This window comes from Treponema sp. R6D11 (genome assembly GCF_054786075.1).
The window spans coordinates 1-24,439 of sequence record NZ_BDHD01000012.1 but is presented as its reverse complement, the minus strand read 5'-3'; the positions used below and the strand labels follow the sequence as shown (position 1 = coordinate 24,439).

The following is a 24,439-nucleotide window of genomic DNA, read 5'->3' as shown; positions in this document are numbered from 1 at the left end:
TTATACCTTGTAACCCTGCTGTATGGCTTTTGTCAGTTTTAATTTTATAAAATTGTTTTCTTTTTTTAGCTTTGATATTTCCAACTGCTGGGATTTTATGGTTTCGATTAAATCGTTCTTCTTCATTGCGCCTGTATGGAGCAGGTCTTCGACATATTCCATCTTGGAGTCAAAGTCAACTTCCGCTTCCGCTTCCGCTTCCTGAAAACTGTCCTCTATTTGTTTGTCGTCAAGGGTAAAATCGTCTTCCGGGCTTTCCATAATTTTATCCGCTATGCGGTATATCGCCTGCGATAAAACCGATTGCGGTTTGTAAAGAATGATAGGCAGTCTTGACGCCAGAGCGGTATCCTGAAGCGAGTCGCGGTAGATTATTCCCATGTGTTCAATTTTTAAATCCAGATATTCTTCGCAGGAACGGCGTATCTTCATAGCGACATCTGCGTCTTTAGGAGCGTCAACCATATTCATAATCAGTCTAGGGTGAAGAGCATTTAGACGTTTTACAAATTTTTCATAAGAAATAGGATCGATTTTTTTTATTTGAGGCAATAATTTTGGAATGTAAATATGACCCGCTCCGTCTTTGCGTATGTTTTCCAATTCAACGCGGGCGGGAGAGCCTTTTGTGCAGGAAGTAAACATCAGGCGGAAAATTGAATTTTTTAAGAATACATAGGCGTTTAACACCGCCGTAACCGCCGGAGCGGAAACTATAATGCCGTGATTGGAGAGAAGGAAAAAATCCAAAATAGATTGATGAGTTCCCGCTCCAAGGTCAAGGATAAGAATATCGGTGTCATTTTTTAAATTGAGCAGTTGTTTTACAAGCGATTTTCTCTGGCTTGTGGTTAAATTGGCTGTTCCAGGTATTTCATTGTCGCCTGGAATAAAGCGAAGCCCGCGCACATCGGTTGCGGTAATAACATCGGTAAAATTTGATTTTGTGTTATTCAGGTATGTCCCGATACCCAATTTTGGAGCATGATGCCCTAAAACAAGGTGAAGATTCGACGCTCCAAGATCAAGATCCGCCAGTACGACTCTTTTTCCCGCCTGAGCGAAAGATACGGCTAAATTCGCGGATACTAAGGATTTTCCCACTCCGCCTTTTCCGCTTGCAATTGGAATGACACGCATTAATTTTCCTCCATTTCAGGGTTTTTAATTTCTCTACCTATCAGAAAGATGATGCCTAAAGATAATAAATCGCCGCATAATAATAACGCTTCGGCATATACGGCTAAGCCAAATATGCTACCAATCATTGTAACTTGCCTAAAGATAATAAACCACCCCAGTAAAAGGAAAATGCCTATGCACTTACCAGCCGAAAAAAGAGGCAGATATTCCTTGTAACGCTCTGTATCAAGCCAGATAAATAAAGCCATAAGCGGAAATAATGCTCCCGGCGCGGCTAAAAGTATTTTTATAAAAAGCCCCGGTACATTACCCTGAATTATAATGATTAACGCAATTACCATTAGTTTTATACATTCCATCGCAAAAACAAGTGGCTTTAAGAACCTGAAAGTATTCATATTATTGAAAATAAAGGGTGTAATAATAATAATCAAGGGGTTGAGGGGGAACAGAGCCTTGTAAACACTGGAAATATATACCCTTATATGGTATAATTATGGGTAAGGAGTTTATTTATGAAATTAAAATTATTTTATATTTTCTGTATTGCTCTGGTTCTTGTTATGGGCTGCGCCAAACCGCCGACTGAGGAAATGCAAAGAGCCCGTGAAGCTGTTTTTAAGGCTGAAAATGATGCGGACGCGGTTCAATTTGCTCCCGGTACTTTGGCTCGCGCCAAGGACGCAATAAAACGCATGGAAATGGAAGCGGACTCCAAAAATTATGAAGCGGCTAAAAATCTAGCGGCGGAAGCTATTACAGCCGCGGAAAAAGCTATAAATGACGGCAAAGCCAACGCGCAAAGAGCAGGCGAGGAAGCTGGTTCTTTGATATCAGGGTTAAGGGTTGAAATTGAGGAGACTACAAAAAATGTATCTTCCGCCCGTTATTCACAGTTACCCCTTGATTATAATTCAATGGACAAGGCAATCGTTAACGCCCACAATGTGACGGATCAGGCGGAAGTTGATCAGGTTATGGGTAGGAATCAAGATGCGCTGGAAAAAGCGAAATCCGTTCGCGCGAATCTTAACGAAATAAATCAAAAAATAGCCAACGCTGCAATCGGCAGAAAAAAATAACAATGGCAAAAAAAGGATTGGTAGCACAGCATATAGTTTCGGCTCTTGTTGAAAACAGAGCCGGAACTTTAAGCAGAGTGTCAGGTCTTTTCAGCAGGCGAGGTTTTAATATTGACAGCCTTACTGTCGGCGAGACTGATAATCATTCTGTTTCCAGAATGACTATTGCTGTAACAGGCGAAGAGCGTATATTGGAACAGATTGTTAAACAACTGGAAAAACTGGTTGATGTAATCGCCGTGCAGGAATTGGAAAGTTCTTCCTGTTTGCGCCGTGAAATTATGCTTGTTAAAGTTGGCGTTGATGAAAAAAACCGCCCCGCCATTCTTGAAATTGCCGGTATTTTCCGCGCCCGTATTGTAGATGTTTCTCAAACTACCATTACAGTTGAAGCAACGGGCAATATGGAAAAACTTAACGGATTGCTTCTTCTGTTGCGCCCCTACGGTATCCTGGAGCTTGCTCGCACAGGTCTTGTCGCTCTTGAACGCGGAGCAAACGCCCTTTGCATAATATAATACGCCCTAGCCCAATTTATTAAATTTTGTTACAATACCCTTATGTTAGATTATAAATTTATCGCGGAAAATTTACATTCGGTTACGGCAAATATTGCCGACCGTTTTATGAAAGCCGATGCCGAGGCGGTAGCGCGCCTGTATAACAAAAGAACGGAGCTTGCCACAAAGTTGCAGTCGTTCCAGCAGAAGCGTAACGCAAACGCCGATGCCATGAAAGGCAAGCTGGCTCAGGAAGAGCGCAACGTTCTTATTGAAGAAGGAAAAAAATTAAAAGAGGAAATAGCGGCGGCGGAGAGTGAATTAACCGCCGTGGAAGCGGAGCTTTTAACGGAAGCGCGGAAAATTCCCAACATGGCGCACCCTGACGCGCCGGTTGGCAAAGAGGACAAGGACAATCTTGAAGTAAAGAGAGTAGGGGAGCCTACCAAATTTGATTTTGAACCTGCCGACCATGTAAAACTTGGGCAGGATCTTGATGTTATCGACTTTGATTCGGGAACAAAAGTGTCAGGCACAAAATTTTACTATCTTAAAAACGAAGGTGTATATCTTGAGCTTGGTCTGATTCGTTATGCGCTTGATATTCTGCAAAAAAAAGGTTTTACCCCCTTTATTACTCCCGACATCGCGCGTGAGGAAATACTTGAAGGCATAGGGTTTAATCCGCGCGGAGCGGAGTCCAATGTGTACACGCTTGAGGGCGAAGAAACCTGTCTTGTAGGCACTGCGGAAATTACCCTTGGCGGTTATTACTCCAATATGATTCTTCCAAAAGAAAAACTCCCCCTGCGAATGGCGGGTCTTTCCCACTGTTTCCGCCGTGAAGCGGGCGCTGCGGGTCAATTTTCCAAAGGACTCTATCGCGTTCATCAATTTACAAAACTTGAAATGTTTGTTTACTGTTTGCCCGAAGAGTCCGGGCTTTTCCATGAAGAGCTTCGCTTAATCGAAGAAGAAATTTTTAAGGGTCTTAACATACCTTTCCGCGTGGTAGATACCTGCACAGGCGACTTAGGCGCTCCCGCTTATCGCAAATGGGATTTAGAAGCATGGATGCCAGGGCGCAACGGCGGCGAATGGGGCGAAGTAACCTCGACATCAAATTGTACGGATTATCAGGCGCGTAGACTTAACATCCGCTTTAAAGACGACGACGGAAAAAATAAATACGTCCATATGTTAAATGGCACGGCAATAGCCATTTCCCGCGCAATAATAGCCGTCTTAGAAAACTTCCAACAAGCGGACGGAACAGTACGCCTTCCAAAGGTATTAGTACCCTACTGCGGGTTTGAAGTGATAAAAAAGAAATAAGCGTTAGCTATTTTTGTAATTGTCTATAAGATTAGCAATCTTGATAAATTCGCTGTGGAGCAAATGTTCTGATATTGTTTCCAGTAATTTTTTAACTGTAAAGGGCCACGTTTTTTCTTGAATTTGCGCCAGTGTGTTTTTAACGGTTTTTTTATCAAATTCAATACTTGCTCTTTGCATAGTAGATAACTTTTCAATAAGATCCGCTCGCTCTTCTTCGCTCATAACTACATCTGCTTTATCATCGCTGTCTTTATTTGGGTTGACCTTCTGAATTACCGCTCTCAGGGCTGATATAAAGCCGGGCGTATCGTTTGATATTTCGGTAATATTCTGGTTCCGTCCCGCATCTTCCAATTTTGCGGCGGCGGCAGAAAGCTCTGTCTCTCCAATGTTAGCCAATGCGCTTTTCATCGCATGGATATTGATAATATACATTTGAGTATCATCGGCTCTGCGGTAATTATTTGAGTGTATTGTTTCCAGTATGTCAACGGCTTTTTGCGCGTCCCTTATAAATATTTTTATAAGCTCGGCGTTTGCAGACTGTTGCTGACTCGCGCTTTTTTTAACATTGTTTTTATTCTGTCTGGCGGCTTCAACAGTTTCAATCGGATACTTGTCGCGTACCAATTTGTTTAATATGGAATTTAACTGGTGTATATCTATAGGTTTGGATATAAAACCGTCAAACCCGTTTTCCATAAAAATTTCCGTCTGTCCCGTAAGCGCGTTAGCTGTTAACGCAACAATGGAGTTTGTATATCCCAATTCGCGTATATTTTTTGCCGCCTCAATTCCGTCCATTTTTGGCATAAAGTGATCCATAAAAATAACGTCATAATTAGAGCCGCTTTTTATTTTATCTATTGCTTCAAACCCGCTCATCGCCGTATCTATTGACAATCCGTAAGGAGCCATAAGCCCTTTTGCAACATACAGATTTGTTTCCACATCGTCTACTATAAGGACTTTTCCGTAAGGCATATACTCGCGTACAATTTGCGGTGCTTTTTTCATTTGGGACATTCTGCCCAAGCGGAACTGCATTAAATTATCAACTATATCTTTGCCCAATACTCCGCTATCAACAATTCCTTGAGGCAGACGCACCGTGAACAAAGAGCCTTTGCCTTTCGCGCTTTCCACTAAAATTTCGCCGTTCATTAAATCGACAAGCCTTTTTGTAATATTCATGCCAAGCCCTGCTCCCTCTGTTGAGCGGTTGGCTTCCAAATTAAAACGGGTATATTCATCAAATAATTTGTCTAACTGTTCACTGGTCATACCCTGTCCTGTGTCGCTTACACGGAACAAAAGTGTAAGCATTGACGGATTGTCAGACGGTTCAACGGAAATTGACAGCGAAACTTTGCCTGAGTCTGTATATTTAAAAGCGTTGGAAAGCAAATTGTTTAAAATTTGTTTAATACGCAGTTCATCTCCGAACAATGTCAGCGGAATATTTTCGTCTAAATGAAGATCAAATACAATTGGCTTGCTGTCAAAGCGCATGATATTCAGATGAACAGTGTCGTTTATTAAACTTGGTACGTCGTAATTAATAGGCGTTAGCTCAAGTTTACCCGCTTCTATTTTTGACAAGTCGAGTATGTCATTTATTATACCTAGCAATAAATAACCGGAATTGTAAATTCTACTTAACGCTTCCTGCATATCATGTGAAAGCGCTTCGTCTTGCAACAGAATTTCTGTGATACCCAAAATAGCGTTCATTGGCGTGCGTATTTCGTGGCTTACTTTTGCAAGGAATGCGGATTTAGCGGCGTTAGCGGCTTCCGCATCGGCTTGTTTCTTTGTTATCTGTTTTAGATTTGTAATGTCCTGTACTATTTCGATGTATCCCATTATTTTTTCGTTTACATCTTTTAGTATTGCAACATCAACCTGATACGACAAACCTTTATGCAAAAAATAAGTTTGAGTAATACCTCTTTTTGCGCACTTTATACCGCAAGCGTCTGTATTGCAAATTTCGGTTCCCATGCTATTGCATGGTTTGCCAATGGCTTCTTCAAATGTTATCCCCAGAATTTTTTCGACAGCTTTGTTTATAAATGTCCAATTTGTATCTATGTCTGTAACCGTTATGGGCAGCGGTATAGCGTTAAGAATAGAGTTATACCAATGCGCCATAGCTCTAGATTTCTCACTTTCCTTGTTTATTTCTTTAAAAATTAAAAGCAATATCACTATAAGCGCTGTTGCAAATATAGCGCCTATCACCGTAAGTATTGTCGCCATGATTTTTGTGCTTTTATAATATTCGTCTTTAGGCGTTACAATTCCCATGTACCATCCATTAAATAATCTTTCTATAAATACAATGGATTCAATTCCGCGATAGTCGGTCGAAATGGCTTCGTAGATATGACCTTCCTGCATTAATTTACCTTCATAATTTGCGATACGGCTATTTACATCGTGAAGCGCCATACCTAGCATGTTAGATTCAGGGTGGGCGATTAATTTCATGTTTTCGCTTAAAAGGAATCCGTAACCATTTTCGGCAAATTGCGTATTAACGGCATGTTGACTGATTCTGTCAAGATTAATGTCCAGACATATAACGCCAAGCCTTGTGCCGTCATCGTTGAATAAACATCGGGCAAAAGTAAGGATATAAGCGTCTCCGGTTCTCATATTTTTATATGGTTCGGTTACTCCAATTTCGCCATTTGCGTCGATAGCCGCCTTGTACCAAGGGCGGTCATTCAGCACATAGTCTTCAGGGGGAACCCAATCTACGGATTCGGTAAAATATCTTTTTCCAAAAACGTCAAAAAAGCCGTAAAAACCCAAAACTCCCAAAAGATAATCTTCATCATTATTAGCGCGCATATACTGATTTATATACTGTATATATTCACGCACTGTTTGGGCGTTATCTCCGTGTACAATCATACCTCTGATTGTTTCAGCAAAGCCTGAAAGAAGGGTCTCCGGCTCCTTTAAATCGGCGGTAATATTGGCTTCTGTGAATAAAATCGCGTTTTTTACGGATTTTCGTAAGTGATTACGCTCAATATCGCTGACAAACAGGTTGCTTGCAAAAACCATTAGAGCAAAGGCAAGCGCTACAAATACTATTTGCATATATCGAATTATTATTTTTCTCGTTTTTTGCTCTAAAGACCGCATTATAGGCATAAATTCACCATTTATATTAAGTTTAATATACTATTTTGTAAATTTCACGCCGGATTTTAAGATAAATGCTATTGTTTTAACATTATTTGCCATTTTCGCCCTAAAAGCCATAGAGACAGGGCTAAAATCCGCAGGGCGAAGATAACCACGATAATATATATATTTCATACTAGATAATATAATGTAATGTAAGCAAGGAGGCAAATAAATGACAGTTGTAAAAGCGGAAAACGTAGTAAAAGATTACGGTCTTAATGATCAAATAGTACACGCTCTACGGGGCATAAACATTGAATTTCAAGGCGGAGAATTTACCGCTATCGCAGGACCTTCTGGGAGCGGAAAGTCTACGTTTCTTCATTTAGTTGGCTGCCTTGATACACTGACAGGCGGAAAAATAATCGTAGGCGGCTCCAATACCGCTAATATGACGCGAAACCAACTTGCCCTCCTTAGGCGGCACAGCGTAGGATTTATTTTTCAGGCGTATAACCTTATTCCCGTTCTTTCAGTAGAAGAAAATATTTCTTTTCCGCTTACATTGATGGGCGTAAATCCAAAAGAAATAAAAGAACGCACTGCCCAAGTGTTATGCGATGTCGGTCTTGAGGGAATGGCGAAACGCCGCCCAAAAGAAATGTCAGGCGGTCAACAGCAGAGGGTCGCTGTCGCGCGAGCCCTTGTAAAAAAACCCGCCATTATTTTAGCTGACGAACCGACCGCAAACCTTGATTCCACTATCGGGCGGGAAATCCTTGAACTTATGTTGAAATTAAACAGTTCTGAAGGAACAACTTTTATTTTCTCCACGCATGATCAAATGGTTATGGATTACGCCCGCCGTCTTGTGCGTATCCGTGACGGACAAATTGAAAGCGACGAGGCAAAGGGGAACGTAGCATGACATTATCCAGTATTTGGGAACTAAAAAAATTGGCGCTACGCAACCTTGCCCGGCACAAAGTAAAGACCGTGCTTACTTCGCTTGCGATTATGGTCAGCGTAGCGGTTTACATTTTTTTGAACAGTTGGCTGGGCGGCATGACAATTGAATCACGCAGAAATATTGTCAACTTTGAAATTGGAGCGGCAAAACTGCAAACTAAATTGTACTTTGAAAAAAAAGACGAAATGCCCAGTTATGAAAATTTTTACGGCTGGGAAATATACAGAGACGCTCTTTCAAGTGAAGGTTATGTAAGCGCCCCACGTTATACATTTTCAGGTACGCTGTCCTCTACATCAGGCTCCGCACCGATTGTTTTTTACGGCGTAGAACCAGACGCAGAGCGTGAAGTATTACGTTATACGCCTTATGTTGATTTTGGGCGTTTTGTGCAAAACGGCAATTTTGAAATCGCTCTGGGAACTGTCGCAGCGGAAAAATTAAAAGTAGGCATTCCTTCCCGCCCTTACAGAAAAGAACTTGAGGAGCTTATTTCCATTACCGCGCAAAATAGTCAGGATGCGGATTTTATCAGTTCCCTTTACGAATTGGCTCCAGTTTCCACTAACATGTTTGATCCCGTTGATACCAAAGCAATCAAAGGAAATGAGCGTATGATGTTAAAGAAAAACGCTCCCAAACAAGACCTTGACCGTTATTGGGAGATGATTGCGGTAACAGGAAGAAATAACGTGCGTATAAACGCAATGATCGATATTAAAGCGTCTCCCGAAGTTACCAATGACGACAAAGAAAACGCCGTGAATCATGTTTATCAGGTTTTTGAAGTAGTTGTAGCCGGAGTAATTAATTCCCCCGATCCTCTTCCAAACGGCAACACGGCGTACATTCCACTCGATGTTTTGCAAGATGAAACAGGCATGATGTTGCAAGGCGCTGTAACGGAACTTGTTATCAGAAAAAGCGGAGTTCCCGATTCACAGCTTCCCGGTAAGAGCGAAAGTTCCGCCGCTATAACCGCCGCCCTTAATAGGGGGCTTTCCAACATGGGACTGTCTTTACCCGATGATCTTGCAGTAAGAACATGGCAAGAATATATGCAGGACTATTTAGGCTACGAAAAAATTCAGACAGGTATGCCGCAAGTATTGGCGTTTCTTTTATTTCTTCTTTCGTTCCTCGGCATTTCAAACACAATTTTACTTGCAATATTGGAACGCACAAAAGAAATCGGCATGATGAGGGCGATGGGCATGACCGACAGCCAAATGATTTTGACATATATGCTTGAAGCCGGATTTTTAGGATTAATCGGTTCCGTGTTAGGGATAATTTTAGGCTGTATCATTAATTATCCAATGGTAAAAACAGGAATCGATTTTAGCGCGATGGCGGACACTTTAAGCGGAGGAATAGGTTTTCGCACAACAGCAATTTTCCGCAGTATGTGGAATATACCGGTAATTATCGGTTCAGGCATCGTGGCGACATTGTTGTCGTCGCTTGTGGCATATTTCCCAACTCGCAGGGCGTTAAAAAGCCCAATTACCGAAAGTTTACGTTTTGAATAAGGAAGTGCTCTTTCAAAAAACCCGATTGGTTTTTTGAAAGAGCTTGGAGAAAATTGCGAAGCAATTTTCTCCTTAATAATAAAGAAGAAAATCAAAAGTTGAAACTTTTGATTTTCAGAAGGGAGTTAAAATGACAAGTAATTACAAAAAAGGCGGAACGGCGATGTTGATAAAAATCGCTTACCGCAATATTTGGCGTAACATGAGGCGTACGCTTTTTTGTCTCTCTGCCGTTGGAATAGCCGTGTTTTTTATCGTGGTTTATTCTTCTATGATAGAAGGAATGACCGACAGCATAAACAAAACTGTGCAGACTTATGAACTTGGTCATGTCAGAGTAGTGTCATCGCAATATGAGGCGGAAAGCGAATATATGCCAGTGCAGTACCCCATAGAGGACGGAAAAAGTTGGAAAGAAATTGCCGCTGACATTTATAAAATACCAGGCGTTAGAGCCGTCTTTCCAAGAATAGCGACAATGGCGACATTGCAGGATAATGTTGTTAAACACGCAGTTCTTTGGGGACTTGATATTGAAAATGAAATGGCAGCTAACACTTTTAATTTGACTAATCACAGCGATGGTTTGATAGAAGGACGTTTTCCGTTCCCCGGAGCTAACGAGTGCGCCATTGGTAATGTTTTTGCTCAAAAAACAGGTTTATCAGTCGGCGATAAAATCACATTTAAGACAATATCCGCTCAATATTCGGAAAAATTTCTATCTCCTAAAATTACGGGCATTTTTAATTTTGATTACATCAAAATTGATGAATCTTACATTGTAATGGATATAGAAAGGCTTCAGCGGTTATTGGTTTTAGACGAAGGAACGCAATCGCTTGTAATTTTCGTTGACGATGAAAAAACAAGCGGAGTAATCGCCGCAAAAATTAAAAATATTTTAGGAGACGACAGTTATGTGACAGAATGGAATGACAACTACTGGGTATCAATAATGAAAGTTGCGAGTAACATATACACGGTTATATTTTTGGTGTTTTTAATCGTGGCAAGTTTCCTTATAATCAATACAATAGTTATGATCATACATGAACGCATCAAAGAAATCGGCATGATGGGCTGTCTTGGCATGACCCGCATGGAAATTGTAAAAGTCTTTTTCTTTGAATCGTTTTTCATGGCGGCTTTTGGCGCTCTTGCCGGAGTTGTCATAGGCGGAATAATAACCGCCATAGGTTCCCATTATCCGCTTCGTTTAGGAGACCTATACGGAGACACATTCAGCGAAATCCCACTGAGCAACGCTATTTTCTTTCAATTCAGTCCGATTTTGTTATTAAGAGCATGGCTGTTAGGCGTAGTAGTAGCGTCCATTTTTACGTTGATACCGTCGCTAAAAAGTGCGTTTGTAGAACCAGTAGAGGCTTTAAGGAGGTAAGAGATGAAAAAATTATTTTTTGTATCAATGTTTTTAATGACAGTAACTTTCGCTTTCGCTCAATCGCCGTCGGCGGCGGAGTTACTGCGGAGAGTGGACAACAATGAAATCTACGCTACTATTGAATATGAAGGTGAGATTGTCATTGAAAACGGCAACCGCCGTTATGTGAAAACATTTAAGGCGTGGGGCAGGGGAAACACGCACAGTTTTATAGAGTTTACAAACTCCGAAGACAGGGGAACAAAGTATCTGAAAAGGGACGGCAGGCTCTATGTGTATTCGCCAGACACTGAAGAAGTAATGTTAATATCGGGACACATGCTTAAAGAGTCGATGATGGGTTCCGATATGTCCTACGAAGACACGCTGAATAACGAAACATTAACCAGTCGCTATGAGCCTGTTATTGCCGGCTCAGAAACCGTAAACGGGCGTGATTCTTGGGTTTTGGAGCTAAAGGCAAAGAACAAAACCGAAAGTTATTCTTCTCGTAAATTATGGATAGACAAAGAAAACGGCGATCTTTTACGCTATGAACTTTTCGCTCTTTCGGGAGTCAAGCTGAAAGAGTACAATTTGTTAAGAGTAGAAGTAATTAACGGACGGCGTTTCCCCGTAGAAGGAGAAATGCGTGACCTTATGCGAAAAAACAGTAAGACCAACTTTGTTATGAGAAAAGTGGTGCTGGATAAACCAATTGCGGATTCCGTGTTCAGCCAGAGAAATTTGGAGAAGTAATGAATAAGAGAAAGCAATTTATTTTTTTGCTATTTATAACTGCCATTTTCACAATAAATTGTTTTAGCCTTCACGCCCAAATCACTGTCTCTGGGCTACTGGATTCGTCTCTGCAAGCCACGGCAGGGGATACGCCGGGGTTTTCGCTTGGAATGGAAGAATACGCTAACATAAGATTTCAGTCTAAAATCAGGGACAGGGCGGCAGTCTACGGCGCGGTAAACTTAATTGCCGCTACGGGAAATTATGCGGCTAACGCAGAGCAAATGGCAGCCCTTGGAATTGGCACTCCATTCAATTCAACCTCTTATGTATACGGAGAAAATTACATCGCAGGAATAGAATTGGAGCGTCTTTACTTTAGATTGTCAGGGGAATCTGTAAATTTTGACGGCGGACTTATGCGTCTTCCTTTTGGTTATGGGCAAGTGTGGGGGTCTTCGGATTTTCTCAATCCAAGAAATCCGTTAAAGACTGACGCTCGTCCGCGCGCCATTTTAGGAACCTCTTTTTTCTGGTATCCAACGGAAGAAACAAAACTGAATGTCTTTTATTCTGCGCCCCGTGATCCGTTTTCACAATACGCCGGCTCATTTGTGGGATTGTCCTTTGACAAACACTGGAACAAGGCGAGTATCCAAACGCTGTACTGTTATGAAACTCCAAAGATAAGCGCATATTATGGTATACATCGAGCTGGACTTTCTGTAAAAGCCGATTTAGTAGTAGGGCTAGTCATTGACACTCTTTACACCTACAACTATGAAGCGGAAACAAAACTTGACGGGCTTTCATTTAGCGGCGGGGCGGACTATTCTTTTTTTGACGGCAAATTGATATTCCTTGCCGAATATCTGTACAACGGCGAAAATTCGTCAACCGCTTTTAATCCCAAAACAAATTTACTTGGCTTAACCAATACTCACTATTTGTACACAAGCCTTACCCTGCGTTTTACCGATTACACCAATATGAGCGCCGCCGTTATGATAGGATTCGATGACACGTCATATATACCGATTCTTACACTTAACCACGATCTTTTTCAGGGAGCAACTTTAATAGTTTTGGCACAGATGCCCTATGAATACTATTTTGTTGTCAGTACAAAATTACGCTTGCGTTTTTAGGAGTCATTATGCAAAAAACAATTTTTGGTAAAACTAATTTAACTGTAAGCCGCACAGGATTCGGCTGTATCCCAATTCAGCGTATTTCTTATGATGAAAGTACAGCGTTGTTACGGCACGCCTACGATAATGGCGTTACTTTGTATGATACAGCAAACGGCTACACAACTAGCGAAGACAGATTAGGGACTGCGTTTCATAATGTGCGTAATAAAATAACAGTATGCACAAAATCCGCCGCGCAAACGCCCGACAAATTAATGGAACATATCGAGAACAGTCTGCGAATGTTGCGCGCGGATTATATTGATGTTTTTCAACTTCATAACCCGTCCTTTGTGCCTATTCCCGAAGGCGAAGACGGTCTGTATGCCTGTGCGTTAAAAGCGAAGGAGCAAGGTAAAATCCGTCACATCGGCATTACAGCTCACAGCAAAGACAACGCTAAAAAAGCGGTGTTATCCAATTTGTACGAAACCTTGCAGTACCCTCTTTCTTTTTTGTCTTCCGCCGAAGAATTGGCGCTTGTTGCTCTCTGCCGTGAGCATAATGTCGGCTTCCTTGCCATGAAAGCCCTATGCGGAGGTTTAATTAGCAACGCAAAAGCCGCATTTGCGTTTTTACGGCAATATGAAAATGTAATCCCCATTTGGGGAATACAAAAAAAGACGGAATTAAATGAGTTTTTATCATACGAAAACAACCCACCCCAATTGGACAGTAATTTGTTAAACGCCATAGAAAAAGACAAGTCCGAACTTTCCGGCAGTTTCTGCCGTTGTTGCGGCTACTGTCTGCCGTGTCCTGCCGGCATCCCAATTAATAATGCGGCTCGTATAACATTTTTGGCAAAAAGAGCAGTCAAAGAATACTGGCTGTCAGAAGAATGGCAAAAAAACATGCGGCTAATTGACAACTGCACCAACTGCGGTCATTGCAAACAGTATTGCCCCTACGGACTGAATGTACCAGCCCTGCTTAAAACTCAACAAGCGGAATTTTTTAAGTTGGTGGCGGAGAGCGCTTAATTTTATTAAATCCCTAGAAGATATAGGAGATTTAGAGACAAAACAAAATAAGTTAATTTTTTCATGAAATCTTAACATTTACACTTTTATATACCTTGTGCATAAAATGCCTACAAGTGTATAATATGTCTATGAAAATAGAGAAAAAGACTTTCGGCGTTCTTTCTAACGGAAAAAAAGTTAAACTTTGGACACTCACTGCAGGCGAGCTAAAATTGTCGCTTACAAACTTTGGAGCAATGTGGACAAGTTTGATTGTTCCGTCTAGCAACGGCATTAAGGACGATATTCTGCTTGGCTATTCGGATTTGAACGGCTACTTGAACAATGAACCGTTTATAGGCGTAACGGTTGGGCGTTTTGCCAATCGTATAGGTAACGCCGCTTTTTCTTTAAACGGAAAATCATACTCTCTTTTGGCGAATGACGGAAAAAATTCCCTACATTCGGGACCGCGCGGCTTTGACAAACTTCTTTGGAAATCCGAAGCTTACGAAGAAAAAAAAGCGGTCTATGTGCGCTTTGAACTTGAAAGTCCCGACGGCGATTGCGGTTTCCCAGGAAACTTAAAAGCCGTAGTAACTTACGGTCTTACGGACACCAATGAAATAATTTGCGATTATTACGCAAAGGCTGATAAACCAACGCCTGTCAATCTTACAAATCACGCTTATTTTAATTTAGCCGGAGAAGGGAAGGGTAATATACTTTCCCACGAGGCGCTTCTTTATTCCTCAACTTATGTGCAAGTTGATAAAAACGCCATTCCCACAGGCAAACTCATTCCAGTAGACGGAACTGATTTTGATTTTAGAATACGGCGAAAAATTTGTTCCAATACTTCATTCTTAAAACCTTTTAAGGGGTATGATCATTGTTTTACAGTAGACGGAGAAATTGGTAAACTGCGCCAATGCGCCGAAGTTTATGAATCGGGATCAGGTCGTTGCGTTAAAGTTTTTACAACACAACCAGGGGTTCAGTTCTATACTGGAAACCACCTTAAAAAGGTTCAAGGCAAACAAGGCTCTGTTTATACAAAACATTCAGGCTTCTGCCTTGAAACCCAGCATTACCCCGATACTCCGAACCAGAGCGGTTTCCCTTCCTGTGTTGCGGACTCGGAAAAAGATTATCACGAAGAAGCGGTTTTTGCTTTTTCTATTAATTAGTTTAAGTCCGCTTTTTTTGCCATTCCTTCCCATTTTTCTTTAAGCCTGTAAAGACTTGCGTCTACAGTGCCTTTTGTTATGCCGATAACTTCCGCAATTTGTTTGTGAGTGGCGTCTGTGCGAACTTTTTTTATTCGCTTGCGCATATTTTCAAGTCTTTGTTTGGCTCTGTCAAGACGGCGATACATTTTCTCATATGCAAAAGTATTTTCCCGTATTATCGAAAGTTTATTTTCGTAAACTATGCATCTGTAAAATTGGCAGTAGATTCTCTCTTTAAAATCATAGATAAGGTCATCTTTTTTTTGTCTGATTTTTCGTAGTTTATTTAATTTTTCTATTAACTCTTTGGCGTCAATGCCAATCAATGCTGCTATTTTATCGGCAAAATCATCTGAAATATAATAATAACATTTTAAGACAAGCGCTAAAATTCGTCTTGTGTTTCTTTTGCCTTTTACACCCGTAATCATTTTGGTTATTTCTTCATTTTTACTGTTAATTTTATAAATAGGAGGTTCTTCGTATGCGTACATATCGGGAATACGAGCGTTCCATGTTGAATTTTCGGTAACCGCTTTTGTTGTTAAACGCACATTATATTCTTTTGCTGAAATAAGAATAAATCTGTATAAATACGCTTCAAATGACGCTCCTGTATCTTCATAAGAATTAATGAGCTTTTTTAAGTTAGGATAAAAATAGGAAATAAAATCTTCGTATTTATTCTGTTCCCAATGTTTGATGCATGTCTTTTTCTTATTATTGACAAGATAAGTATAAATTATACTTTCAAACTCATCGCGTTTAATGTTGCCTAAAAGATACTCAGAATAAATTTTATTTAATGTGTCTTCTTGCATTATTCACCTCATTCCAGATATCGACAAGGCTTAAAAACGAATGAATTATTATGCGAAATGAGTTAAATATTTATGATGTTTGTCACATTGAAAGTTTTTGTTTTAATTAGTGAAAATATTTTTAAATGCTTCTAACATTTTTTGTTTTACAAATGAAATCTCTCCTTTCATAGAAAGTCCCGATGCGTTTTTATGTCCGCCTCCGCCAAAAGAAGCGGCAATTTTTGAAACGTCAATTTTATCTAACGACCTGAAACTCACAGTGCAACTGTCGGCTAACTCCTGGCGGATTATTACAACCGCTTCGGCATTTTCTACCGATAAAAGCATTTGATTTAAACTGTCGGAATCTCTGCCTTCAAAGCCAAAAGTTTCGGATTCGCTTAATGTCTCATAACTAATTAAAAGTTTTCCGTCAAAATAAGACTCTGTTCTTGATAAAATATTTCCCAATAATATTCTGGAACTAAGACTTTTACCGCCGTTCATTTTATAAAATGTTTTTTTGGGACTTGCTCCGCGCGAGATCAATTTTGCCGTGAATTCAAAAACTTGGGCGTTATTTTCTGTCAGATGCCTGAAAAACCCTGTGTCTGTGCAAATCCCAAAAAGAAGTAATGATGCTTCTTCTTTAGTTAATTCAACTCCAAGGGCGTCTATTAATTTGTATATCAATACCGCGCATGCCGGCGCTTTTGAATCGACATAAACCGGCGCTTCGTTTGTTGACGGAGGGTGAGTTACGGCGGCGTGATGATCTATTACCGCGCAGGGAAATTCGCTGAGAGTTTCGTTAAGATCGCCTGTTCTTTCTTTTCCTGAACAGTCAACGATAATTACTTTTGTATCTTTTCTGCTTATCTCCGGCAGGATAGCGGTAAATTGCTCTGAATATTCTTTTATTTCTACTCGTTTAAAAGGACCGGCGGAACAGACCATTGCTGTTTTTCCCATGCGTAATAGAATACTGCGTAAGGCAAGCTGGCTACTTACGCAGTCTCCGTCCGGCTCTTTATGACCGGCAATTATAAACTTAGAGCAGTTTTTTATATAATTAACAAGCTCTTCAGGTACTTTAGAATTTTCTAAATCGGAATCCATCAGAATTGAAGCTTAAAAGAGTCTTTATCCGAAAAGAAACGGCTTACATCGGTTCCTTGCGGGATATTTCCCCATGTTGAGTGACTTTTTACAGGATGAGTGTATAACCTCACATGGCTGAATTTACCCTCACTGTAAAAAACAGTCATTGTGGGCCAGTCTGACGCCAAAGCTAATTTTACCATTTGAGCGGCTCCTGCCGAATCATAAAACCAATCGTTTGGTATACCTATTGTAGATATTAAAGTGGTGCTACTGCGGTACATAATAATATACCCTTCGTTTGAAGGATATATTTTTTCCACAGGCACGTTAATATAGTAAAAAGATTCTTTTTTTTCATCATTTTGCTGAGCAAAAACAGGTGAAATAACCGCCAAAATAAATAATACGACAATGAGTTTTTTCATTGGTGACCTCCAGATATTAACATTTTAACTTATATTTACGTTAGAATCAAGTGTTTTGCGCACCGCCCCCGTCCCGGCGAGCATTTGTGTAAAAAATTCCTCAACCCGCCTTCCTAGCCCCACATCGTACAAATTTACCCCAAAATATGCTGAATTCGATAAAATTGGCTCTAATTTGCTGTGAAACGAGACATTTAGTCCAAGTTTGATGCCCGCAAGATTATTAGTGAGAGTTTCATAATTTGGGTCGGGGCTTACCTCAAACTGTTTGCCCTGATCGTCAACGCCTAAAAGATAACGAAGCCATGCGGCAAAAACCAGCGGGATAAGTTTGAGATCTGCGCAATTTTTGCCCGTATTTTTGTAAGCCTTTATGGTTTCGCCGAAACGGATAGGTATTTTAAGCGATGAGTCCATAGCTATCCGTTGGGGGGCGTCAGGCATGAAAGGATTGGGAAGCCGCACTTTTATAACTTGATCTATAAAATCTTTTGGTTTAATAATGCCCGGGTCTGTTACAACAGGAAGCCCCTCGCGGTAGCCAACGCCTTCGATAAGTTTGACAAGAGAAGCGTCTTTCATTTCTTCGCTGATTCTTGTGTAACCGAGCAGGCAGCCAAAAACAGCAAGGCTTGTGTGCAGGGGATTAAGGCAGGTGCAGACTTTCATTTTTTCAACTCTGTCTACTGTTTCCTTTTCCGTAAAGAGTACGCCGGCTTTTTCCAACGCCGGTCTTCCGTTTGGAAAAACGTCTTCTATTACAAGGTATTGGGTTTCTTCGGCGTTTACAAAAGGAGCGACATAAGTGTTCTTTTCCGTAACAAATCCCTGCATATCCTCAAGACCTGAGTTTACGAGCATATTGCGCACGCTGTCGTCGGGACGTGGTGTAATTTTATCGATCATAGACCACGGGAAAGAAACTTTTTTCTTGTCACGAATATAATTTAAAAAGCCTTCGTCCGCTGCTTTGTTTTCTACCCAGCCCTTGGCGACAGATTCCATTGCCGCAAAGAGTATGTCCCCGTTATGTGAACAATTATCCATGCTGACCATCGCAAACGGTAATGCTCCGTGAGTGTAGCGTTCATGTAAAAGGCAGGCGATGCGTCCCAAATAACTTTTGGGGTTGGACGGTCCTTTTTTAAGGTCATCTGCAATATCGGGCAGGATATTTCCGTCTCTGCCTTTTAAGCTGTAGCCCTTCTCCGTAATGGTAAAACTTGCCATTTGCAGGGAAGTAGCGGCGAAAATTTCTTTTAGTGCGGAAAGTTCCCTGTCCATTCTGAGCGATTGGGCGACAGAGGCGATAATTTGTTTTTCCGTAGTGCCGTCGGATTTTAACGTTACAAGGATAGTCAGGTTATCAAAAGCGGTAAAACTTTTATCGATAATTTCGCCGTCATAGCCCTCGGCGACAATAATGCCTGTTTTTTCGATTCCGTCTTCAAGCAATTGTTGCATCATAGCTGCCGGAAAAGCGCGGAAAATATTTCCCGCTCCAAAATGCACCCACTTAGGTTGCGTCTTTGTAGCGGTAATCATCACTTGTCTGTCAAAACGGGGTAGGGTAATCACAGCCTTTTCCCAAAAAGCACGGTCTTTTAATGATTCGTTGTTTAGTTTCATGGTATGGGAATGATAGCCTGTTTCATGTATTTTTTCAATTCCTGCAACAGCGTATTTCATGACCGTCTTTTGTCTGTAGAGGCGGAATTGCCTGTGAACAATCCGCTGTTGCTTCCGTGCAACGAGGGGCGAAGGGGCAGCCGCTTTCGGGGCTGGAGGGGTCTGTAACTTTACCGGGAATGGTGAGTAGACGCTCTTTTGAATAGTGGCTTCCAAAACGGGGAGAGGCGGCAAGCAACGCTTTTGTGTATGGGTGTCGGGGAGCGTTTGTAATTTCCGCCGCCGTTCCAGATTCCATCGCAAGACCGCCGTACATTACCATGATGCGGTCTGAAATTTCCGCTACCAGATCAATGTCGTGGCTGATAAATATAATCGATATATTTCTTTTTCTTCGCAAATTTTTTAATAGCTCCACTATCTGTTTTTGAATCGTAAGATCAAGAGCGGTAGTAGGCTCATCGGCGATTAGCAATTCACAGCCTTGTGCCAGAGCAAGGGCGATACCGATACGCTGTAATTGTCCGCCCGAAAACTGATGCGGAAAGTTGGAAAGCCGCTCCATTCCGTTATCAAGCCCGGTTTCTTCAAGAAGGGCTACTGCTTTTTTTGCCGATTCTTCTTTGGTAATCGTGCTGTCGCTGTTTCTGAATGTTTCAAAAAACACATTGCCCATATTTTGAAGCGGATCATAAGAGCGACCCGGCTCCTGAAATATCATGCCGATTTTTTTGCCTCGATATTCACGTAACGCTTCGGTTTCAAGACAGGTCATTTCTTTTCCTTCATACAAAATTGAACCTCGCACTGTTGTATTATTCGCCAATAACCCGGGAATCGCCAAAGTGCTTACGCTCTTGCCTGAGCCGCTTTCTCCTACAATTCCCAATGTTTCGCCCTTTTGCAAGGAAAACGAAAGCCCTCTCACCGCTTGAACAGTTATGTGTTCTTTACCACGCAGTACGGAAAAATCGACAAATAGCTCTTTAACCGCCAATAGTAAATTATTTTCGCCGTCTTTTTTATGCTCGCTTTTTTGTTCTTTTTTCTTTTTACCCGAAAATACAATATGATACGGATCAAAAAAGTCACGCAGAGCGTCTCCGATAAAATTAAAGGCAAGCGTTACACCTAACAAAAACCATACAGGTGTTAATAGCCATGGAAACGCCCTTAAATTTGAAAGCGTTGAAAGATCACGCTTTATTAGCGACCCCCAACTTACTGCCGGGTCTGTAATACCAAGTCCAAGATAGGAAAGAACAGTCTCCGTCATAATAAAACCGGGGACGCTTAACGCTACGCTTACAATTAAAAGACTCGCTATCTGCGGAATGATGTGCCTAAAAATAATAACTACGGAGGGAATCATTTCCAATTTAGCGTTAAGGACAAATTCCTCACGTTTGATTGCGTGAACCATTCCGCGAATAGTTCTAGCCGAGCCGGGCCAGCCTACAAGCGAAAGAATTATCGTAATCATCATGTAGGATTGCCCGGGATCCATGTTAGACGCCATTAGCGAGCGTAAAAACAGTATCAGGTACAGGGTAGGAATAAGCATTAAAAATTCTGACGTTCTCATAATTGACCAGTCTGCGAAACCGCCAAAGAATCCTGCGACTCCGCCGGCAAGTCCGGCAAGTGCAAGGGATATTAGCGTCGCCGCAAAACCGATTGTCAGCGAGACACGGGAGCCGTAAACAATGCGTGAAAAAATATCTCTGCCTAAGTTATCAGACCCCATAAGAAAAATAGGATACGCTGACGGCGCTGTTGTAATAAAATGCCTCTGTGCCGGAATGAATCCCCACAAAAGATACGGCTCGCCCTTGCCGAATAATTTAAGCTCCGAATACATATCTTTTACACGGGCGTATTTCCACGTTACGGAATTTATTATTCGCCACTCCTGCGCCTGGGGTTTCATTCGATAAAAACGGACGTTAGGCGGATGATAGCTTTTGTCCGAAAAAGAAGTGTTAGGCGAATAGGGAGCGAAAAATTCGGCGAAAATCATCATAAGGTAGAGAATTGCGAGGCAGAGGAGCGAAACAAGGGCGGTGGGACGGGTTTTAACATAATTGATAAATTTTTTCATAGTTACTCTTTCCCATACCTTATGCGAGGGTCTACAAGAGCCAGTATTATGTCAGCTAACGCCATGCCGACAAGTACAAGGAATGAAATAAACATTATATTAGCCAGAACAAGGTTTATATCCTGCTGAATAACCGCCTCGTACATAAGTCTGCCAATGCCCGGATAGGCAAAAATTATTTCCAGTATAAGCGAGCCTGAAAACAAACTTGCAAGAAGATTTGCGCTTCCCGTTATGTAAGGGTTTAACGTGTTGCGAAAAGCGTGAGCAAAATAGACACGCCATTCCGCTATCCCTCGTGAACGCAAACTTGTAATGTATGGCTGTCCAAGCTGATCAAGCATTGTCGCGCGTATCATTCGCAGAGAACCGCCAATTCCGCCCAAGAACGCCGACAATAATGGAAGAAAGATGTGATGAGCGTAAGAAAAAACAAATTTTACAGGCGCTGTCGAAAACGGAAAGGGCGGATACGCCGTAACGGGAAAAAGTCCTGTTACTGAAGCAAAAAGCTGTAGCAGGATAAGAAGCAAAAGCCCTGGGAAGGCATGAAGCACAAGAGCGAAGAATGTTACAGCAGTATCGGTTTTTGTTCCCGCCTTAGTCGAAAAATAAACACCTAACGCAAAAGAAAAAACGGTAATCAATACAAGCGAAATAATATTTAGGAGAAGCGAATTTAATATGCGCGAAGAAATCAAAAAAGAAACAGGCGCGCGTGAAATAAGGCTAACCCCAAGATCATGATGAACAACAACCCTGTTAAGCCATCTGAAATATTGAACATAAAACGGCTTGTCTAAACCAAGTTCCGCTCTCCGCGCCTGAAGCTGGTCATCGGTCATCGCCTGCCAGTTTTGTCCCGCCTTCCCCCCCTGATTTTCATTAAACAGTTGTTGCATCATTATCTGGTCTACAATGTCGCCAGGGGCGAGAGCCATCAAACCAAAGACGGCAAGTCCTAACAAAAACAGCATTACTGTCATGGTTATAAGCCTGTTCACAATGTAAGAAAGGAGAGGGAAACGCCGCTTAAAGGCATAAAACGGTTTTAAAAAACCAGTTTGTAATATTGCGCCTATAATATGGCTGATCTTTTCTGCCATTTGTACATATTATGCATAGAATTGTTTTATGTCAATAAAGGCGGTTGTGTTGATATTGCAAGGCTTATTTTTTTTTACTATAATACCCTGTTAGATATATTATGAAAATGTTTGAATTTAAACATGGCGCAAAATACCTTTTTGGTTTAATAGCGGTCATGTATCCTATTTTAGTCTTTTGCGCTCTTGTCGTTTTTAAGTTGCCGATTCGATACCTTTCAATCGGCATTATTATATTTGCTATTATTTACAGCATCATAAACAGCCGCCATTACAAGGGCAAACACACTGTGGCGCTTTTTGTCAGTCCGTTGATTCTTTGTACTATCGGGGTGATTAGTCTGTGTCTTGACGATTCGCCTATTTTTATAAGACTGTATCCCGCTCTGGCGGCTATTGCGTATTTGACAATAATGATTACTTCATTTTTGTTCCCACCGCCGCTTGCGTACTATTTTATCGATATTTTTGATAAATCAATAAAAACAAAAATTCCAAAACAAATTTTTGACGATTTTTGTTTTAAGGCAAGCGTTGTATGGTGCGTGTTTTTTTTTGTTGACGCTGTAATTGCGGTATTTACGGTTGTTTTTTATTTGGAACATATTTGGGTTATCTATAATGGCTGTATAACTTATTGTCTTATGGGTTTGATATTTGTCGGTGAATTTATTGTATTAAAAACAATCGAAAAAAAGTATCGCCGTGAACATCCTACGGCGGATACGGAGGCAGGGAAAGATGGCAATTCTTAAAGAAGGTTATCCTTTTATTTTTCCGACTTTTTTAACAGGCGCGGCGCTTTTGGTTGTTTCCAAAATGGCGGCGTTTATGCCCGTAACTGTTGGTTGTTTTTCTCTTGGGTGCGTATTGATCGTCTTTGCGCTATTCTGTGTGTATTTTTTCAGAGACCCAAAAATAAAAGTCACGCAGGGAGAAGGGTTGATACTCTCTCCATGTAACGGAACAGTTATGGAATTGACGGAAGAAGGAGAGCAAAAAGTTATCAGAGTGTTCCTTTCTATTTTTAGCGTCCACTTACAACGCTCGCCTGTTAGCGGAACTGTTGTTGATGTAACGCACAAGGACGGAAAATTTTACGCCGCATGGAATCCGTTGGCGCAATCTGAAAATGAGCAGAATATTATTACTATTAAGAACGAAAATGCCGTTTATGTGGTGCGCCAAATTGCGGGATTAGTGGCAAGGCGATGCGTGTCGTGGGTAAAGAGCGGAGACACTCTTAAAGCGGGAGATAAAATAGGAATGATTAAATTCAGTTCTCAGGTTGATCTGCACCTGCCAAAAACGGCGGTGATAGACGTAAAACCCGGAGATAAAACAAAAGCGGGTATTACAGTAATGGGGAGGAAATAAAATGAAAAGGGTAACATTAAAAGACGGGATATTTATCATACCTTCGCTTTTTACATGCGGAAATATGGCTTTCGGCATTCTGTCGATTTTTTCTTCTATCGACGGGCATTTTATTCCAGCCGCATGGCTTTTACTTGGAGCTTTGGCTTGCGATATCCTTGACGGAAGAATCGCGCGAATGACAAATACAACAAGTGATTTTGGCATGGAGTTAGACTCACTAAGCGATCTTGTTTCGTTTGGAATGGCTCCCGGTATAATGATGTATCAGCTAGTGTTAAAAACAATGGGAAAGATAGGCATTGCCATTGCCATTCTTTATGTGCTTTGTTGCGCCCTTCGTCTTGCGCGCTTTAATGTGCTTGCGCAGAGCGGGGAAATACAGAAACATTTTGTCGGACTTCCTACTCCGGCGTCGGCGGGCGTTATAATTTCTTTTGTATTAAGCTATGAGCTTTTAGGTCCCGGAGATTTTCCTCTTAACTTTAAAACAATTCCTGTTCTTATGACCCTCATGCCGAAATTTTTTAAGGCTATGCCGATTGTTATAATTGCTCTTTCATTCCTAATGGTATCAAATATTCCCTATATGTCATTTAAAAGATTAAAATTATCCAGAGACAGACAAACTTATAAACGCCTTATTTTGACTTATTACCAAATCAATATT

General features: G+C 41.2%; 23 protein-coding genes. 13 read left to right on the top strand and 10 right to left on the bottom strand.

Going from position 1 to position 24,439, the window contains the following annotated elements; genetic code table 11:
* Both ACYVTD_RS02635 and ACYVTD_RS02630 read right to left on the bottom strand, forming a co-directional pair.
* Nucleotides 1-1,140 carry a nucleotide-binding protein gene (locus tag ACYVTD_RS02635; protein ID WP_461246226.1) on the bottom strand — a complete coding sequence of 380 codons (1,140 nt, stop codon included), beginning with the start codon at nt 1,138-1,140 and terminating at the stop codon, nt 1-3.
* The gene (locus ACYVTD_RS02630; protein WP_461246225.1) at nt 1,140-1,502 is read right to left on the bottom strand and encodes a hypothetical protein; all 363 of its coding nucleotides are present in this window, start codon (nt 1,500-1,502) and stop codon (nt 1,140-1,142) included. Before ACYVTD_RS02630 ends, ACYVTD_RS02635 begins: the two co-directional genes overlap by 1 nt.
* Before the next feature lie 156 nt (nt 1,503-1,658).
* Here ACYVTD_RS02630 and ACYVTD_RS02625 point away from each other — a divergent pair, with 156 nt between their 5' ends.
* From ACYVTD_RS02625 to serS, 3 genes are read left to right on the top strand one after another with little or no spacing between them, the layout of a single operon-like run.
* Complete coding sequence (locus ACYVTD_RS02625) at nt 1,659-2,225, top strand: DUF4398 domain-containing protein (RefSeq protein WP_461246224.1); 567 nt, start codon at nt 1,659-1,661, stop codon at nt 2,223-2,225.
* A 2-nt stretch (nt 2,226-2,227) separates the two neighbouring features.
* Nucleotides 2,228-2,743 carry an acetolactate synthase small subunit gene (gene ilvN, locus ACYVTD_RS02620; protein WP_461246223.1) on the top strand — a complete coding sequence of 172 codons (516 nt, stop codon included), beginning with the start codon at nt 2,228-2,230 and terminating at the stop codon, nt 2,741-2,743.
* A 42-nt stretch (nt 2,744-2,785) separates the two neighbouring features.
* A complete protein-coding gene (gene serS, locus ACYVTD_RS02615) occupies nt 2,786-4,060 on the top strand; it encodes a serine--tRNA ligase (RefSeq protein WP_461246222.1) in 1,275 nt (424 codons plus the stop codon).
* Between the two features lie 3 nt (nt 4,061-4,063).
* On the opposite strand, the gene ACYVTD_RS02610 is transcribed toward serS, so the two are convergent.
* Both ACYVTD_RS02610 and ACYVTD_RS02605 read right to left on the bottom strand, forming a co-directional pair.
* Nucleotides 4,064-7,177 carry a hybrid sensor histidine kinase/response regulator gene (locus ACYVTD_RS02610; protein WP_461246221.1) on the bottom strand — a complete coding sequence of 1,038 codons (3,114 nt, stop codon included), beginning with the start codon at nt 7,175-7,177 and terminating at the stop codon, nt 4,064-4,066.
* Between the two features lie 84 nt (nt 7,178-7,261).
* Nucleotides 7,262-7,399, bottom strand: a complete 138-nt coding sequence (locus ACYVTD_RS02605; RefSeq protein WP_461246220.1) for a hypothetical protein — start codon at nt 7,397-7,399, stop codon at nt 7,262-7,264.
* A gap of 40 nt (nt 7,400-7,439) precedes the next feature.
* Here ACYVTD_RS02605 and ACYVTD_RS02600 point away from each other — a divergent pair, with 40 nt between their 5' ends.
* The 7 genes from ACYVTD_RS02600 (at nt 7,440) to ACYVTD_RS02570 (ending at nt 15,182) form a co-directional block, all read left to right on the top strand.
* Nucleotides 7,440-8,135, top strand: coding sequence for an ABC transporter ATP-binding protein (locus tag ACYVTD_RS02600; protein ID WP_461246219.1), 696 nt, complete (start codon nt 7,440-7,442; stop codon nt 8,133-8,135).
* Nucleotides 8,132-9,709, top strand: a complete 1,578-nt coding sequence (locus tag ACYVTD_RS02595) for an ABC transporter permease (RefSeq protein ID WP_461246218.1) — start codon at nt 8,132-8,134, stop codon at nt 9,707-9,709. The genes ACYVTD_RS02600 and ACYVTD_RS02595 overlap by 4 nt, the downstream gene beginning before the upstream one ends.
* A 130-nt stretch (nt 9,710-9,839) precedes the next feature.
* The gene (locus ACYVTD_RS02590) at nt 9,840-11,111 is read left to right on the top strand and encodes an ABC transporter permease (protein ID WP_461246217.1); all 1,272 of its coding nucleotides are present in this window, start codon (nt 9,840-9,842) and stop codon (nt 11,109-11,111) included.
* A 3-nt stretch (nt 11,112-11,114) separates the two neighbouring features.
* Nucleotides 11,115-11,852, top strand: coding sequence for an outer membrane lipoprotein-sorting protein (locus ACYVTD_RS02585; RefSeq protein ID WP_461246216.1), 738 nt, complete (start codon nt 11,115-11,117; stop codon nt 11,850-11,852).
* Entirely contained in the window at nt 11,852-12,982 is a 1,131-nt protein-coding gene (locus ACYVTD_RS02580; RefSeq protein WP_461246215.1) for a hypothetical protein, read from the top strand. The genes ACYVTD_RS02585 and ACYVTD_RS02580 overlap by 1 nt, the downstream gene beginning before the upstream one ends.
* Before the next feature lie 8 nt (nt 12,983-12,990).
* Nucleotides 12,991-14,010: an aldo/keto reductase gene (locus ACYVTD_RS02575; protein WP_461246214.1), complete on the top strand. Its 1,020-nt coding sequence runs from the start codon at nt 12,991-12,993 to the stop codon at nt 14,008-14,010.
* 131 nt (nt 14,011-14,141) lie between these two features.
* Nucleotides 14,142-15,182, top strand: coding sequence for an aldose epimerase family protein (locus tag ACYVTD_RS02570; RefSeq protein WP_461246213.1), 1,041 nt, complete (start codon nt 14,142-14,144; stop codon nt 15,180-15,182).
* Here ACYVTD_RS02570 and ACYVTD_RS02565 read toward each other — a convergent pair.
* The 6 genes from ACYVTD_RS02565 to ACYVTD_RS02540 all read right to left on the bottom strand — a co-directional run bounded on the left by ACYVTD_RS02565 (nt 15,179) and on the right by ACYVTD_RS02540 (nt 22,392).
* Entirely contained in the window at nt 15,179-16,045 is an 867-nt protein-coding gene (locus ACYVTD_RS02565; protein WP_461246212.1) for a hypothetical protein, read from the bottom strand. The two genes, ACYVTD_RS02570 and ACYVTD_RS02565, sit on opposite strands and share 4 nt — an antisense overlap.
* 102 nt (nt 16,046-16,147) lie before the next feature.
* Nucleotides 16,148-17,146, bottom strand: coding sequence for a DHH family phosphoesterase (locus ACYVTD_RS02560; protein ID WP_461246211.1), 999 nt, complete (start codon nt 17,144-17,146; stop codon nt 16,148-16,150).
* Nucleotides 17,146-17,556, bottom strand: a complete 411-nt coding sequence (locus ACYVTD_RS02555) for a hypothetical protein (protein ID WP_461246210.1) — start codon at nt 17,554-17,556, stop codon at nt 17,146-17,148. The genes ACYVTD_RS02560 and ACYVTD_RS02555 overlap by 1 nt, the downstream gene beginning before the upstream one ends.
* Before the next feature lie 24 nt (nt 17,557-17,580).
* Complete coding sequence (locus tag ACYVTD_RS02550) at nt 17,581-19,245, bottom strand: mannitol dehydrogenase family protein (protein ID WP_461246209.1); 1,665 nt, start codon at nt 19,243-19,245, stop codon at nt 17,581-17,583.
* Complete coding sequence (locus tag ACYVTD_RS02545) at nt 19,220-21,286, bottom strand: dipeptide/oligopeptide/nickel ABC transporter permease/ATP-binding protein (protein ID WP_461246208.1); 2,067 nt, start codon at nt 21,284-21,286, stop codon at nt 19,220-19,222. Before ACYVTD_RS02545 ends, ACYVTD_RS02550 begins: the two co-directional genes overlap by 26 nt.
* 2 nt (nt 21,287-21,288) lie before the next feature.
* Nucleotides 21,289-22,392, bottom strand: coding sequence for an ABC transporter permease (locus tag ACYVTD_RS02540; protein WP_461246207.1), 1,104 nt, complete (start codon nt 22,390-22,392; stop codon nt 21,289-21,291).
* Nucleotides 22,393-22,499: 107 nt separating this feature from the next.
* On the opposite strand from ACYVTD_RS02540, the gene ACYVTD_RS02535 reads away from it, so the two are divergent.
* The 3 genes from ACYVTD_RS02535 to pssA all read left to right on the top strand — a co-directional run.
* Nucleotides 22,500-23,147, top strand: coding sequence for a COG4648 family protein (locus tag ACYVTD_RS02535; protein ID WP_461246206.1), 648 nt, complete (start codon nt 22,500-22,502; stop codon nt 23,145-23,147).
* Nucleotides 23,134-23,769, top strand: a complete 636-nt coding sequence (locus ACYVTD_RS02530) for a phosphatidylserine decarboxylase (RefSeq protein WP_461246205.1) — start codon at nt 23,134-23,136, stop codon at nt 23,767-23,769. Before ACYVTD_RS02535 ends, ACYVTD_RS02530 begins: the two co-directional genes overlap by 14 nt.
* A 1-nt stretch (nt 23,770) precedes the next feature.
* The coding region (pssA, locus tag ACYVTD_RS02525; protein WP_461246204.1) for a CDP-diacylglycerol--serine O-phosphatidyltransferase at nt 23,771-24,439 on the top strand (669 nt) is incomplete at its 3' end.